This is a genomic window from Flavobacterium adiutor, assembly GCF_048282555.1.
In the GTDB taxonomy this organism is placed as follows: domain Bacteria; phylum Bacteroidota; class Bacteroidia; order Flavobacteriales; family Flavobacteriaceae; genus Flavobacterium.
This window is the reverse complement of record NZ_CP182487.1, coordinates 2,451,978-2,468,585: the sequence shown is the minus strand read 5'-3', so window position 1 is coordinate 2,468,585 and position 16,608 is coordinate 2,451,978. Positions and strand designations below refer to the sequence as shown.

Here is a 16,608-nt window from a genome sequence, read left to right as displayed (position 1 = left end):
TCTTCGTGATATAAGAATTCTTTTTCTTAAATATTTAAAAATAAAATAATTATTTCAGTTTATTTTTAAAATTCTGATTCATATTTCATCAAATTTATTCTATTCTATTTTTTTTTGTATCCTGTACTATCCGTTATAATTGTTAAATAAAAAAGACAGGATGCTGCAGGATAAGACTTATGCCCTATTACTTTATTTTTACTTTTGTAAAATCCTTTTCATGATAAAGAAATATACCTACATCTGCTTGTTAATGACTGCTTTATTTACTCTAAGCAGTTTTAAAAATGACAAAATTAATCTGGATGGCAGCTGGCATTTTGAGATTGACCGGAATGATGAAGGAGTAACCCAAAAATGGTATAGCAGAAAACTGTCTGATGTTATAAAACTTCCCGGTTCTATGGCCGAATTTCTAAAGGGAGATGATATCACACTAAAAACAAAATGGACAGGCTCGATCTATGACAGTTCTTTCTATTTTATTCCACGATTGGAGAAATACCGCCAGCCAGGAAATATACACATACCGTTTTGGCTGACACCTGCCAAACATTATGTGGGAGCGGCATGGTATCAGAAGGAAGTGAATGTCCCTGCAGACTGGAAAGGCAAACGAATTCTCCTTCATTTAGAAAGAGCCCATATAGAAACAAGAGTCTGGATAAATGATAAAGAAGTGGGATTGCAAAACTCATTAGTAGCACCACATGTTTACGATTTAAGTACATTTCTTTCACCGGGGAAACAGCGTATATCTATCCGGATTGATAACCGTATTACTAAAATAAATATGGGTCCCGATTCCCATAGCGTTACGGATCACACACAGGGAAACTGGAATGGTATCATTGGTAAAATAGCTTTAGAATCATTATCGCCTGTTTATATTGATGATGTTCAAATTTATCCGGATATAAAAAACAGAAAAGCACGTGTAAAAATCATTTTAAATAATAGCACAGCAAATGAATTTAATGGAAAGTTGTCCTTGTCTGCAAAAAGTTTCAACAGCCCAAAATCAGACCAGACCAAAGAAATTACCAATCAGGTGACTATTTCTGGCGCTGACAGCAAAATTATTGAAATAGAACTTCCGTTTGGAAAAGACATGCTGACCTGGGATGAATTTGATCCGGCTTTGTATCATCTGACCGTAAAACTAAATGCTAAAGGAATACAATCAGAGAAAAATATCCAGTTTGGGATGCGGGAATTTAAAATAAAAGGAAATCAGTTTTTGATTAATGAAGTACCCGTATTTCTTCGCGGAACCGTGCATAATTGCGAATTTCCAATGACAGGTTATCCCGCCACCACAGTAGAAGCCTGGGATAAAATTTTTAAAACGATCAAATCTTATGGTTTAAATCATGTTCGCTTTCATTCGTGGTGTCCGCCCGAAGCAGCCTTTATTGCAGCAGACAAAACCGGAATCTATTTGCAGCCAGAAGCACCAAGCTGGCCCAATCATGGTCCAAAAATAGGATTAGGTCAGCCGATTGACCAATTCTTGTATGATGAGACCATACGAATGACAAAAGAGTATGGCAATTATGCTTCGTTTACGATGTTATCAGCCGGAAATGAGCCTGCAGGAAAACAGGTAGAGTATCTGAATGCCTTTGTGGATTTTTGGAAAGCCAAAGACAGCAGAAGGGTTTACACCGGAATGTCGGTTGGAGGAAGCTGGCCTGTGGTTCCAAATGCGGAATACCAGTTGCGTGGAGGTGTACGGGGTTTGAACTGGAATAAATTACCGGAAACCGAATCAGATTTCAGCGCCGGAATTGCTCCTTTTAAAGTGCCATTTGTCGCACACGAAATCGGCCAGTATTGTGTTTTTCCAAATTTTGAAGAAATACCGAAATACAAAGGAGTTTACAGGGCTAAAAATTTCGAAATGTTCCGCCAGGATCTTGCAGATCACCACATGGCCAATCAGGCAAGAGATTTTTTAAAAGCCTCAGGAAAACTGCAGGTGTTATGTTATAAAAACGAAATTGAAAAAATGCTGAGAACTCCCGGATATGCCGGATTTCAAGCCTTAGGATTACAGGACTTTCCGGGTCAGGGAACCGCTTTAGTAGGTGTTTTGGATGTTTTTTTTCAGGAAAAAGGATATGTAACTTCTCAGGAATATAAGCGATTTTGTAATGAAACAGTTCCGTTACTGAAAGTCCCAAAATTTGTTTATACCAATACTGAAACTTTTAAGGCCGAAATAGCGCTTTTTCACTCAGGCAAAAATCCTTTACAAAATGCCGTAATTAGCTGGACGATTAAAAATGAAAAAGGAAACATTCTTTCCGGGGGTAATTTTAACGCTAAAACTTTTGGGAATGGGAACGGTATTTTGGTTGGAAATCTGACTTTTCCATTAGCAGAAATAAAAGAAGCATCCAAACTGAATCTTGAAGTAAAAGTCAATAATACTCCTTTTGCAAACGATTGGAATTTTTGGGTATATCCTGAAAATAATACGGAAATAACTTCCTCTGTTTATTACACCCCTGTTTTAGATGATAAAGCTAAAGAGGTGTTGCAAAATGGTGGGAAAGTATTTTTAAATGCATCAGGCAAGGCTGTAAAAGGGAAAGAAGTAGAAATGCACTTTCTTCCTGTTTTCTGGAACACTTCGTGGTTTAAAATGCGTCCTCCACACGTTACCGGAATGCTTATTCAGGATACAAGTCCTGCGTTTGCCAGTTTCCCAACTAGTTTTCATAGTGACTTGCAATGGTGGGAAATTCAAAACCGCTCTCAGGTGATGAATCTTGAAGATTTTCCGGCAAATTTCCGTCCGCTGGTTCAGCCTATCGACACCTGGTTTATGAACCGCAGACTGGCATTAATACTAGAAGCTAAAGTGGGTAAAGGAAAAATTATTGTGAGCAGTGCCGATTTAGGCCCAAATTTAGAAAATAAACCTGCTGCAAAACAATTGTTTATTTCCTTACAAAAATACATGAATTCTGATGCTTTCGCCCCAAAAGAAGAATTGAGCTTTGATGTCTTAAACGATATTTTCGTGAGTCCGTCAAAAGAACAATTCAAAACGTTTACCAAAGACAGCCCGGACGAGCTGAAACCAAATTCTAATCAGAATAAAGTGAAATAGTGCTATAATTGAACCAATAAAAATATTTCAATTTAAACTTTTAATAGTTATAGTTAAATAATTTATATACAAATAAAAAGCGTTTATAAAAATTAGTTTTACAAACGCTTTTTTGATATTGAAATATTATAACGTTTTACTAATCGAAAACAAACTTTTGGTTATTTAACTTTTCGTTTTAGTCATTCTTTCGGAACATTCACAATACAGATATTCATGGTACGATTATCTTCAGAAAGAAATACCAACTGAATCTGGATTTTCGTTCCGTTCCTGTCAAAAGTGGGATAAACATGGTCGGCTGCTGTTGTTTTATGTCCTGTCGTCTGCAGCATCATTTCATTTGTGTTTCAATCAATTATAGACTTCTGCAAAAATCATCTCTCACTGCCCATCTGCTGTCCATTGAGAGTGTGTTGGATAGGTTTTGGAATCTCCTGTAAATTTTGTGGTTAAGAAAATTAATTCCTGACCTGTAACGGGATGTTTCATTATCTTTCTTTCTGATGGCAACTGGTTGTCAATCTGACTAAAAGCTACTATAGCAACAAATAGACAAAGTAAATTTAATGTGGATTTTAATCTCATGATATTTTCATTTTGAGAATGAAGAATTACTAACTTAATTAATCTTGCAAAGACTCTAAGTTTTCATTTTGGCGTTAATTTGGCTAAAGCCTAAGAAGAAGAAGTTTTTAACCTCCAGCTGAACTGGAGGGAATTAAATTTTATGTGAAATTTCAAACTTTGGTAAAACTTCTAACTTTTTACAAATAACATTTAACTGAATCCTTATTTATGAAGATTGTCCTTTCCTTCCACTTTTAATTGTATTGCACTGTCGTTTATCTGAAACTGATTTTCCTTCAACAATAAAATAACCTCAGCACCAGCCAATAAAACCGGGCCATAACCGTGAGCAGCAAAAACATTTATCGGACGATAATAGTAAAAAGCAGGGTCAAATCCCATTCCGGTACCTACACAGGTTCCTTCTACCTGACCTTTGTCGTTTACTTTTGAGGCTACTGCATTCCAGCCTAATAAAACAGCCGGACCGTAGGTCATTTTATCAACATAGCCACGATTAATAGCTCTGGCAATTGAATACGTATAAATGGCAGTAGCAGAAGTTTCGAGATATGAATCATTTCTATCCAGTAACTGATGCCAAAAACCGGTACCATGCTGATACTGTACTAATCCTGCAATGTGTTTTTGCAATTGTGACAGGATCTGCGGATACCCAGGATGATTTTCAGGTAAAACTTCAAGTAATTCTACCATAGCCATTATAGCCCAGCCATTTGCCCTTGCCCAATGAAACTGTGGATGAACTTCCATAGACTCCACCCAGCCGTGCATGTAAATTCCTTTTTGATCGTTAAACATTCTTTTAGAAAACTGATTCACTTGTTTTACAGCATCATCAAAATATCTACCATCTCCGGTGTAACTTCCCATTTGAGCCAAAGCCGGTACACTCATAAACATATCGTCTAACCAAAGTGTATTGTCCTGTGGTCTGTTTCTGGCCAGAGTTCCGTCTTTTAATCGAAACTGCTCCTTACTGATAAAATGGATGTAATTGTTTACCAAAGGATCAATATTAGCTTTTAAACCGTCTTTTTTGGCTTTGATAAAAGCTGCACAAAGCGCTCCGGCAAAATCTAATGCTTCGGGATGGAGCGTTTTAAGCATGTCTTTATCTTTGATATTTTTTTCCTGGATAATTTCGGCAACATCTGCGATTAATTGTATTCTCTTATTCGAATAATCTGCAAAATATTTTTCACCTGTAGCCTTAGAAGCCAAAAGCATTCCGGCATAGGTAACACCCCATTCATAACTGGTCAGTCTAAATGCTCCTGGTTCAAAAATGATGTCTTCTTTATTTTTTTTATAATCAGTAATTTCAGCCTTTGTTGTGGCATTTATAATTTTAGAAGCCGAATTTTTATCTAAGAAATTATAAACCCTGTCCAAAACCGCTTTTATGTTTTCCTTTTGCGGAATAACATAAGGTGTTGGATAATCAGGCTGCATTAAATGTAATGGTGTGGTAGCATCATTAGTCTGGGCATTTGCAAAACTGCAGGCACCAAAAAAAAGTAGAGTTATGATTTTAGTCGGTTTATAGGTCATGGTCAGCTATTTTTAGTTAGTAAAAGTGTTTTATTATTTGCCTATTTGAACCTCTATTTTGGCAGAAAGCTGTTTCGCCAGAGTGGTTACATAATTACTGAAATAAGCAGAATCTTTAAAGTTTTGATCTGCGCTCAGCTCCCAGCCTGCGATTGGGTAATAACTAATTGGCTGATTGTTTTTTGTACTGACTTTTATCAAATAAGAATTGGTTAATTTGCCAGTCTTAGGAGCTTCAATATATCCTTTATAACTATTTTTCGGAATAATTATAGCCGTTCCCAATATCCATTGTCTTTCGTACGTTAATTTATCATGCTGAATAAAACAAACATAATCTCCCGAATCAATAACCTGCAACGGATTTTGATTGTTGATGTTCGAAAGCGCAATAACCAGCGTTTCGTTCCCTTTTAACCCGTTTAAAGAAACGGTGTTTTTATAGCCATACATTCCCGGCCAGATTGAAGCAGTTTCCTCTACCTGATAATTGTTTCCTGAAGCCTGCCAGTTTTGATATTTATAACTTAAAACCGAATTTACCGGGCCTTCGCTTACAATTTTGAAAGTCGTTTTTTCAACATTATTTATCGTATCATTGATCAGAATCCCAAGTCTGTTGATTTCATCTCCCACAAGTAATCCGTATCCTCCTAATCCGGCTGAAGTGCCAACAGGAAAAATATCCCTGCCCCAGTCGTGCATCTGATGATAATTATCTTCTACAGCTCCTGTGCTGCTGATTCCAACATTTTCTGGTGTAATTATAGGATTTCGTTTACCAAAAACATCTTTGCTGTTTCTTCCATCCAGATAATGCCTGAAACCTACTTTATCATTTTCCCAGGTTGGCCCATCAGTCTGGTATTTTTGAAAACCTAGTTTTTTATACACCTGATTCGCCATTAAAACTTCTTGGGTCGCTGGCTGTACCGACAAGTTTTCAGCTTCTCTTTTCCCGAATCTGGCACTCGTTTTTACGATATATTTCGGATCAGTTTTGGTCCATTTTAATTCAACTATTTTCTTTTCTTTGGCTACAAAATCGGCTACAAAAAATAATTCATCCCATTTTCCGTCGCCATCTAAATCATTTACCTGAGCCGGAATAGTATCTGAATTTTGCAATATTATTGGAAAAGATTTTTCGATTTCCTTTGCTTTAAGCGTAATTCTTTTTATTGAAACTGCCTTTTGTGGCAGCGCCAAATCTGAATTATTGGCTAAAACAATTTTAGCTGATTGTGATTTTTGCGCTTTACAACTTAAAAAAATCATAGCCGATAACGCAATTGAAAAACAGAATTTTGATTTCATCATTTTAATTTTTTACTATTATTTGACCGCAACATCCCAGATTTTTGACAATCTTGATTTTCCTTTTGATCCTGAAACATCTAAAACTACAACATATTTTCCGGCCTCTTTATATTCATGAACCGGATTTTTTTCTGTCGAAAAACTTCCGTCTCCAAAATCCCATTTGTATGATTCAATTTCACCCTCAGACTGATTAATAAAAGCTACTGCTCTTTTATTTTTATCAATTACGTTGAATGTCCATTTTGCATTTATATCTTTTTGGAATTGTTTTTCTAAAGGCATTAATTTAAAAGGAAGGCTGTAAGAAGCATTTCCATACATTTTATGTTCTTTTGAAAGATTCCAAAAACCATTATTTGTTTCCTTATTCACATCATCATAATCGATAACTGCCCAGCAGAGACCGATATTTTTATTTTCTTCCAATATGGATTCTACTGCTCTGGACACATCGTTTCCTGCATAATCAAAAGGAGTAATCCAGAATTCTAATGTCAGTTTTCCTGATTCTCCCGCTTTGAAATTATAATTGGTTGCAGCATTTGCATAAGGCAATTCTTTGATCCAGGGCTGGCTACCCCAAACGAGAGTCCAGTCTTTTCCTTCTGCAGGAGTAAAAATATGATAATTTTGAGCATGAACTCCGTGATAAGAAAAATAGGCATCCATTGTATTTGTCAATGCCGGATTAGGATGAAACCTGTCTATAAATGGTCCGCCCGACTGATCGGCGTCAACAATCACTTCAAACGTATCATTGTGAAGTCCCGGCAACGAAAAATCCCAGTAATCATCATACGCTTCATATAAAAAATACAAGCGGTTCAGTCCTTTCACCCAGGCAACCTTAACGCTTACGTCTAAATTTTCAGGATTTGCTTTGACCTGTTTTCCGCTGTCTTCCCACAACTGATCCATTCCAACAGTATAACTTTCAGGAACCATTTTCCAGTCATCCACCTTTCCGTCTATCGTTGGAATTTTATTCGCCGGAAACTGAAAAACTTTAAAAGTCCTGATGTCTTGTGACCAGCATTGAAACAACGTGCAAAATAGTATCGCCCAAAAAAATGTATTGTTTGTATGAACTTTCATAAGTATAATTTAATTTTTACTCGGATTCAAAGCTGCTTTTTGAATAATCGGAGGAATATCAATCTAAATGAAAAACCTCCTTCAGACCAATAGCAACTGGAGAATTATCCGGATTGGTTTCCATAATATCACCCATATAGGCCCACCATTTTTTAACAATCGGATGATTTGGCAATAAATCAAAATCGAAGTCGTCACTTATTTTTTGAACAGCAAAAAGTATCAGTGTTTCTTCATCCAGAAAAATACTGTAATCCTGTATGCCCGTTTCAGAAAGCAGGCTTGCCAGTTCAGGCCAGATTTCATCATGACGCTTTTTGTATTCAAGTTCAAATCCCGGTTTTAATTTCATTTTGAAAGCATTTCTTATCATAATTTTTTTTTTAAGACATTAGTATTTACACAATAAAAGCAAACCAATTTCTAATTTTAAATTTTATTCAAATTTTTTATAAAAATATAATTTTAAGAATTTTAAAATAATTTAATTAATGTTTAAGATTAATATATACTGGTTTATCACGATCACATAAAATTTCTCCATTGTTATATTCTAATTCGGCTACCTGTATGGAACTTCTTCTGGTTTCTAAATTATCAATTCCTTTGTTTTCAGCTGTTCTTCCCGGATGGGTAAAGTAAAACACATAAGCCTTGTCACCATTTATAACGACATCGGCATGCCCTCCAATTACTTTGTCATCTGTTCCTGTCCCGGGATTTTGAAGAATGTTTTTCTCCTGTCGTTTCCAATTTATAAAATCATCTGAAGAGAAAACAGCCAGGCCTCTCCACGGATCTGTAATCATCCAGTTTTTTCCTTTCCAGCTAAATATTTTCGGTCCCTCTCCTCTGTCTTTTACTACTTTTTTTCCGCTGTCTGTCCAATGATACAAATCTTTACTGTCGGCATAATAAATTGATTTTCCATCATTTTCATTATTGTAGTACATACGCCAGTTGCCGTCAGGCAATTGAAAAACAGAAGCATCAATACAGCGTTCTGAAGCCAGTTTTAGTTGTGATTCGAATTTCCAGTCAATTAGATTTTTACTGGTTAAATGCACAATATATCTAGAATGTTTCCAATCTTCAAAAATACCTGGAACAATTGTTAAGTACATGTGGTACTTGTTTTTGTGTTTTATAACCTCAGGAGCCCAATACGTAACATCCTTAATTGTATAACCAATATTGCAATTGGTTTTATATTTCCAATGTGTTCCGTCTTCTGATTCGGCAATACCAATGGGAGTTCCATGTACCCAGCTTACACCATTTCCATCCATATTAGCCCTTCGGTTGGTATAAAACATCAGCCATTTTTTATCCTTCTTGCTCCAGATGATAGTGGGATCTGCAGCGCCATCAAATATGGGATCTCGATATAATGGTTTATCTGCAATTTCATTATTTACTTTTTGAGGAGCATTCTGGGCAAAAATGTGAAGGCAAAATAAAAGTTGTAAAAAAACTATTCTTTTGAAGTGAATGAGGTAAAATTTCATGGAATAAAATATGGTCGTTGCTTCAAATTTATTTATTTATTCTTCGAATAGTATCCTGTGCTATACTGCTGTTTTAAGAACATAAAAAGAAGGTTTATAAAACTGAAAACCTTCTTTTTTACAGTTACTTATATTATCATTTTTCAATTAAAATTTTAAGTGTTTTTGTACCTTCTTCACTAATTACTTTTAGAAGATAAACTCCCTGATTACACTTAGGAATAGTAAACGCTTCACTTTGCTCATTTCCGGTAAGTTCAACCTCTTTTTTTACTAAAAACTGTCCCGTAATATCTGAAATTACAACAGTAGCTTTAGCTGATTTAAAGCCATTAAAACGAATATTAAATTGCCCCGAAGAAGGATTCGGATAGAGCTGTACTTCTGCGTTTACAGAAGCCGTTTTTTTAACTCCTAAATTCGAAATGCCTTTTATAATAATATTTGATACCGGAACCGGAGCCATATCATATCCTAAGAAAAAACCCGGATGAGGCGGCTGATTATAACCTGAATTTTGCCATGCAACTGCCACTCTGTATTGAGGATCATGCATTAAAGCAGGAATTCGGTAATCTGTAGCGATATTGGTCGTAAAAAGAATCAGGGCTGTATTGTCTGTACGACGAAGAATAATTTCCTCTCTCCAGTCACCTAAAATATCTCCGATAAGTGCCGGATTTTTTTTAGTGCCATTATTATGAGAAACCGGAGCTGCCTGATAAATGGTAAACAAGCGGTTTAGAGATTTAGTAACGGGGTTCCATTTATCCATAATGGTACCGTCAAGCAATTCGCGTCCTAAATCACCATCCCACCATACAGCAGCATTTACAGACTGGCTACCATTTGTTGGTCTGTTTGTACCAATTTGCCCATCCTGTACATTATACAAATTTCCAGATGAACTCCACATTTCATAGCCTCTGTGGTTTGGATCAATATCTGCAGCCAAAGCACGACCAACATCTCCTGTGGTCACAGCTCCGAAAATCATTTTACCGGTTTTGGCATCGTTAAGCCTGATTCCGTAAGGGCTATATTGGCCTTCTGATTCGAGACACTGCCAGATCTCCTGACCAAGACGATCCGGATCCATATCCGACATGTGAAGTGCATCTCCATGTCCCTGACCATAAGTCCAAAGACGTTTTCCATCATCATTAATAGCACTTGAACCATTTATAACTTCGTCCTTTCCGTCACTATCGACATCACCAATGGTCATTTGATGGTTACCCTGACTTGAAAAAGCATTATTAGCCGGATTACCCGGATCTTTACTGTCAAAAATCCAACGAAGCGTTAATTGCCCATCACGCCAGTCATAAGCGGCACGCATTAATTTATCATAATAACCACGACCCACGATCAGACTTGGACGTGCGCCATCTAAGTAAGCTACTGCAGAAACAAAACGATCCTGACGATTTCCATAATTATCTCCCCAGTGAGTAGTATTTCCTCTTGCCGGCTGATATGGTATTGTTGCCATTGCTGCCCCTGTCAATCCATTAAAAACAGTCAGAAATTCAGGACCTGCCTGTACCCATCCTCCCGAATTTCTATGATCTACAGATGCGTTACCAATCACAACTCCAGTTCCATCAATGGTTCCATCAGCTGTTTTCAGAATTATTTCAGCTTTTCCGTCTCCATCAAAATCATATACCATAAACGGATTAAAGTGCGGTCCGGCATTTACATTTTTACCTAAATTAATACGCCAAAGCAAAGTCCCGTTCATTTTATAGCAATCGAAAATTTGTTCTCCTGAAAAGCCTCCTCCATTATCATTCAATAAAGTTGGATCCCATTTTAAGAAAATTTCATATTCTCCATCTCCATCTACATCACCAACGCTTGCATCATTTGCAATATAGTTGTAAGCTGTTCCGTCAGGAATAGTTCCTCCAGGTGGAATTTGTAATGGAATCGACAACTGATTATTTGCCCAAACCGATACAGGAGTTGTTACTGCACCTTCAATACCACCTATAACTGTTTTTATTGTGTAGCTTGCATCTGTTGTAATATTATCAATATAATTTGTTGAAGTTGTAATCGGAAATGAATTGATTTTTACATTATCCCTGTAAACATTAAAAGCAATATTTTCAGGATCATTACCTAATAATCTCCAGCTAATAAACACCTCATTGGCTGTTTTACGAAGAGCAACAACACCTCTATTCAAAAACTCCATCTGCTTAGGTGTATTGACTACCGCATCAGGTAATGCTAAGGTATTAAATCTGATGTTCTCTCCATAAGTAGTACCTCCATTAATTGCATAAGCTCTCATATAATACAACGTTGCGGGCGAAAGTCCAGAAATACTTACCGAAAAACTGCCTGTACCTGCAGTACCTGAGATAATTTTGGTGTTGGCTACCGTTGGATTGCTACTCGTGCTGTAAACAATTCCTCTTTCTGTAACTGCTGTGCCTCCGTCAGAAGTGATATTTCCACCTGATTCTGCTGTTGTAGAAGTAAGATTTGTAACTGCACTTGTAGTTAAAACCGCGGGCGGCGGAGCCGGCACATAAGTTCTCACAATAGGAGTTACAATGCCTCCTGTATTAGCTTTAGTGTAAGAGACATAAGGATACAGACTGCCCGCAGCAATTGTTAAGTTACCAACCGGTTCATCAATTCCTCTTATTACTGTTGGATCTTTCATTTCTGTCCATGCAGTTGTACCGGCAATCTGTTTAAATACACGAGCAGAATAGGTCGGTGTACTGCTCACATTATCTATGAAAGAACAATAAAGATTACCCGAAACATCCTTAATCAAACTTAAACTTGGCGAATCTCTTGAGGCTATTCTTGTAGTAGAACTCCATGTAGCGGTAGCTTTATTGTATTCAATAGCTGTAGCCCTATTTGAATCGGCTGTATTAAAATAGACGATAACAGGGTTGCCGGCAGCATTTATTACCATACTGGTATGACGAATACCAGCTGTTATGGTTGGAGTAATGTAATTCCATGTTCCACCGCTAAACTTATAAAAAGCCATAGTTCCGGTAGAACTTGTAGCTGTTGTTAAACTACAAAATACCAGCCATGGTACATCTGTTTCGTCTATTGCGAGACTTACTCCTACAGCTATTTGTGAAAGATTCGTTGCAGTATTTAAAGGAATTGTACCTACCGTAATCCACGAAGTTCCATCAAATTTTTTGACAGTAGGAGTTAATGAAGCTCCTTCTCCAAAAGCAATATAGGGATTGTTATCCGAGTCAAAAGCTAAGGAACATCTTGGCGTTGAACCATATTGCGAAACACTATTGGTAACTGAACCAGTCGAAACATAGAGGTTGTTAGTTTCATTATTTAATGGTTCCCATGTATCGGCAGCAGCATTATAAATCTTAACCGCTAATTTATTTCCATTTTCAACATCAACATAAGTGACAAATAGTCGGTTAGTCTTATCCAGTAAAATTCTCAAGAACGAAAGGTTAGTTCCGATATCATTTCCTACTTGTTCCCAGTTTCCTGTGATAGTGCTTCTTTTTTTTACTTTTGCAACGAGTCCTGTTGCCTCCCTGAAAACGACATAAGGAACATCATTCAGAACTGCAATAGAAGGATAAGAAGAAACATCCGAAGAAACCTGTGATTCATTACCCAGAATATTCCAGTTTTGTGCAAACGAATCATAAACATTCAAAAAACTAAAAAGTGTAATTAAAATAATTTTAAAGAATTGCTCTCGAAAGTGAATTGGTTTAAATTCAAAAAGTACTTGTCTTTTCATAAATGGTTGGTTAAAAGGTTAGTACTATTAAAATTATCTGGATAATTGTTTAATAGTATCCTGTTCTACCCTGCTAATTTTCTGTAAATTAGCTTTTTACATTCTATTATTGACAACAAAACCAAACCAATCAACTGAAAATCAAACAAATAAAACCCAGCTATTTATTTGTTATAAAATTAATTATTGCATTTTTAATTACTAATCTACAATCAAATTGACATTCAGTGGATTTGTATTTTATCCAATAAAAATCCCGGTTTATTTTTAAGCAGAAATAAACCGGGATTCAAATTATTACAAGACTTATTTTAGTTTTCAACATCTGTACGAAAAGGTGATGCTGGTAAATTTTCGGCATTGAATAGATTAGGATCAGGCACTGCTTTCCAGGCAAAACGAACCGATTTTGGATTTTTTACTTTTTCCGAAGAAACGATAATAGTCTTACCATCAATTTTTGCAAAAGCAGAATGATAGATTTTATCCTCTCCTGCAATTTCAAATTCCTTCAAATTCTCAGTTGTTTTTTTGAATCCTGAATCTACATAATCAAAAAAGAGCTGAATCTTGTCTTTTTTGATTTTCATGTGATTATAAATAGGCCCTGAATACACCAATTTATCTTGGCTGTATGTTTTTGCGAAAGCTATAAGTGCGAGTCTGTGCCCTACCGTTTGTTTATCTATAGGATGAATGTTATTTGTATCCCCAACATCAGTCGTAACGGCCATTCCGCTATTGGGTATTACTTTTAACGATAATAATTGCGATTCCCTGATTTCCGGAGTTTGTCCTTTGTGAGGTGTAATCTGTACGTAATAAAAAGGGAAATCACCCTGCTTCCAGTCGTCTCTCCAGTTTTTTACCATAGCAGGAAATAAAGTCTGATACAATTTTGCCTTTCCCGAATTACTTTCGCCCTGGTACCAAATTACCCCTTTGATGGTGTAATTTATCAGCGGATGCAACATTGCATTATAAAGTACATAGGATGTTTTATTAGCTTCTTTTTTAGGCTTTTTAAGTTCGGTTTTAGACAAATCATTATTATTGGTCAACCTTTCATTTTTCAAATTCAAATAATAATTTTCCAGTTTTTCCTGATATAGTTTTTCGTTTTTAGCATCTTCTTCCAAAATAGTTAAAAACTCGGGATTTCCTTCCAAAACATCCTGAGAAGTCCAGGCTTCTGCTTTTGTGCCACCCCAAGAAGAGGAAATTAGACCAATCGGAATTTTTAATTTCTGATATAACTCTCTTCCGTAAAAATAAGCAACAGCAGAAAACGTTTTTATTGTCTCAGGAGAGCATGCTGCCCATCTTCCGGTAACATCGTCAAGCGGTTTTGGAGAAGCATTGGTCAAAACTGTAAAGAATCTGATATTAGCATAATTTGCATTTACGATTTCTTCTTCATAATTCTTAACCCCGGTTTTCCAGGTACCTTCTTCTTTTCCAACGGGAAAATACATATTAGACTGACCGGAACAAATCCAGACCTCGCCAATAAGAACATTATTAAGTACAATTTTATTAGAAGCGTTAATGGTTATGGAATATGCTTTTTCACTTCCTTGCGGAGTATCAACTGCAACTTTCCAGTTACCTTCTGGATCTGCAATAACTTCTTTTGAAGCATTTTGCCATCCTAACTGGATGTTTATTTTTTCGTTTGGAGATGCCCATCCCCATAAATTAACTTTTGTATTTTGCTGTAAAACCATATTATCACTTACCAAAGCAGGCAGTTTAACCTGAGCACTTATCGTAAATGAAAGGATCAAAAAAATTAAAACTAAAAACTGATTTCGTATGAAATTCATGGGTTCAAAATTTACGATTATAAGCTTAAAAGTAAAAGAGTAAAACAATATAGCTATCCTGTGCTTCCCTGTCTGTTACAGATTATAAAAACAAAAAAAGGGCTATCCGAAAAGTAAAATAAATTGTTATATTTCTTCATTTAAATGATAATTTAGCATAAAAAAACTTCCAAAAAGAGTTTTTATGATATATAGTTGATAAAAACCCCTGAAAATTATTAATACTTTTCAGGGGTTTACTTTTCGGACTCTAAAAATAAAAATAGAGGCAAATTTATTTAATCATACCCTAAGTTTTGATCATACAACCCAGGTACAGCAAGTATCTCCTGTAGCGGAATGGGATAAAGTAACATATTAGCATTGATAGTTCTAATCTTATTACCAGTATCCTCAGCTGCTTTCCATGCATTCATAATTGTTATAGCCTTACCTGATCTGATCAAATCAAACCATCTTGTTCCTTCTGAAAAGAACTCTTTTCTTCTTTCATCAAATAATTGATCTAAAGTGATATTTAAGGCATTTTCTGGTACACCCGCTCTTGTTCTTACCTGATTTACAATTGCATCTACATCAGCCTGAGTACCGCCACCTCCATGAAGTGTACATTCGGCCATCAGCATTAATACATCTGTGTACCGAATTACCATAAAGTCTACACCCCAGTCTTCACGTCCACCAGTTCCGTATCTGGTTGCATCAATATATTTTTTGAAAACAGGAAGCGTATAACTTCCTTTGTAAGTACCGGATGCCACTGTATAACTTGTTGCAATTCCAACTGTTTTTCTATTATCATTAGCTTCAAACATATTTAAGAATCCTGTTGAAATTGGTCTTGGCTCTAAAGATCCTTGCTGTGTATTTATCCCTATTGATGCAAAATAAGGCTCATAACCAACTTCAACCATGAAATTTCCTCCCACAGAGCCTGTTAAACTTTGTGTATAAGGAATCGTAAGAACATTTTCTTTGTTTGCAATACCTTCATCTTTAAAGATTTTGGCATAATCTGTACCAAATGCATACAAACCACTTGTTTTAATATCATTTAATTGTTGGTATGCCTTATCCCATTCGTTTAAACCGAGCATAGCTCCATCAATACCGTAAGTCGGACTTGAACGCGTCATGTAAACCAAACCTAATAAAGCTTTTGCACCATATTTAGTAACCCTTCCAAAATTAGCTGCATCATAAGATGGATTAAGATCTGGAATTGCAAGTTCTAAATCAGAAAGAATCAAGTTATAAATATCCTCAACCGGACTTCTTCCAATCTTTGACGCTTCTTGAGCTGTCATCGTTTTGGTAATTAACGGAACCCTACCAAACCATCTTAATAAATCAAAATAACAAAAAGCTCTTAAAAAACGGGCCTCAGCAGTAATTGAAGCTTTATCAGCAGGATTTGTAAAAATAACATCCCCCTTTTCTGCAATTTTTTCTAATAATTGGTTCGCTTTATAGATGGCATTAAAATTACTCACATACGCTTCTTTTACATACGTATTAGAACTAATAGAGGTATAAAAACTATTAATTCCTTCCCAATCTCTTGAAGCTGTTGTCAATGCCAGCAAATTATCTGATCTGGTTTCACTTAAATTTAATACTCTATTTGCATAACCATAAGTTCCTGTTCCATGAAATGCAACCGAATAAACTGCGTTTCTTGCCTGAATAAAATCTCCGGGTGAAGCATAAAAGTTCTCCTCAGTTCCTTGCGATAAAGGAATCTGGGTCAGTTCATCCGTACAGGAAAATGTTCCCAATAAAAGCAAGTTTGCTGCTAATAAATAAATATATTTTTTCATT

Annotated in this window: 11 protein-coding genes; 1 reads left to right on the top strand and 10 read right to left on the bottom strand. The window is 36.0% G+C overall.

Translation table 11 applies throughout. The features are described from left to right. The first annotated feature begins 220 nt into the window (after positions 1–220). On the top strand, positions 221–3,121 hold the full coding sequence (locus ACNC7R_RS10580) for a sugar-binding domain-containing protein (RefSeq protein ID WP_417941056.1): 2,901 nt from the start codon (positions 221–223) through the stop codon (positions 3,119–3,121). Between the two features lie 182 nt (positions 3,122–3,303). Here the strand turns inward: ACNC7R_RS10580 and ACNC7R_RS10575 are convergent, their stop codons facing one another. From ACNC7R_RS10575 to ACNC7R_RS10530, 10 genes are all read right to left on the bottom strand, one after another. Then, positions 3,304–3,459: a hypothetical protein gene (locus ACNC7R_RS10575; RefSeq protein WP_417941055.1), complete on the bottom strand. Its 156-nt coding sequence runs from the start codon at positions 3,457–3,459 to the stop codon at positions 3,304–3,306. 46 nt (positions 3,460–3,505) lie between these two features. After that, positions 3,506–3,709 carry a hypothetical protein gene (locus tag ACNC7R_RS10570; protein ID WP_417941054.1) on the bottom strand — a complete coding sequence of 68 codons (204 nt, stop codon included), beginning with the start codon at positions 3,707–3,709 and terminating at the stop codon, positions 3,506–3,508. A 204-nt stretch (positions 3,710–3,913) separates the two neighbouring features. Beyond that, on the bottom strand, positions 3,914–5,266 hold the full coding sequence (locus ACNC7R_RS10565; protein ID WP_417941053.1) for a glycoside hydrolase family 88/105 protein: 1,353 nt from the start codon (positions 5,264–5,266) through the stop codon (positions 3,914–3,916). Positions 5,267–5,299: 33 nt separating this feature from the next. After that, positions 5,300–6,583: a DUF4861 family protein gene (locus tag ACNC7R_RS10560; RefSeq protein ID WP_417941052.1), complete on the bottom strand. Its 1,284-nt coding sequence runs from the start codon at positions 6,581–6,583 to the stop codon at positions 5,300–5,302. 18 nt (positions 6,584–6,601) lie between these two features. Beyond that, on the bottom strand, positions 6,602–7,684 hold the full coding sequence (locus ACNC7R_RS10555; protein ID WP_417941051.1) for a PKD domain-containing protein: 1,083 nt from the start codon (positions 7,682–7,684) through the stop codon (positions 6,602–6,604). Positions 7,685–7,742: 58 nt separating this feature from the next. Beyond that, on the bottom strand, positions 7,743–8,057 hold the full coding sequence (rhaM, locus tag ACNC7R_RS10550; RefSeq protein ID WP_417941050.1) for an L-rhamnose mutarotase: 315 nt from the start codon (positions 8,055–8,057) through the stop codon (positions 7,743–7,745). Between the two features lie 115 nt (positions 8,058–8,172). Next, positions 8,173–9,192: a family 43 glycosylhydrolase gene (locus tag ACNC7R_RS10545; RefSeq protein ID WP_417941049.1), complete on the bottom strand. Its 1,020-nt coding sequence runs from the start codon at positions 9,190–9,192 to the stop codon at positions 8,173–8,175. A gap of 136 nt (positions 9,193–9,328) precedes the next feature. Next, positions 9,329–12,961, bottom strand: a complete 3,633-nt coding sequence (locus ACNC7R_RS10540; protein ID WP_417941048.1) for a T9SS type A sorting domain-containing protein — start codon at positions 12,959–12,961, stop codon at positions 9,329–9,331. 311 nt (positions 12,962–13,272) lie between these two features. Beyond that, complete coding sequence (locus ACNC7R_RS10535) at positions 13,273–14,787, bottom strand: sialate O-acetylesterase (protein WP_417941047.1); 1,515 nt, start codon at positions 14,785–14,787, stop codon at positions 13,273–13,275. Between the two features lie 278 nt (positions 14,788–15,065). Beyond that, positions 15,066–16,607, bottom strand: coding sequence for a RagB/SusD family nutrient uptake outer membrane protein (locus tag ACNC7R_RS10530; protein ID WP_417941046.1), 1,542 nt, complete (start codon positions 16,605–16,607; stop codon positions 15,066–15,068). Between the last annotated feature and the right edge of the window lies 1 nt (position 16,608).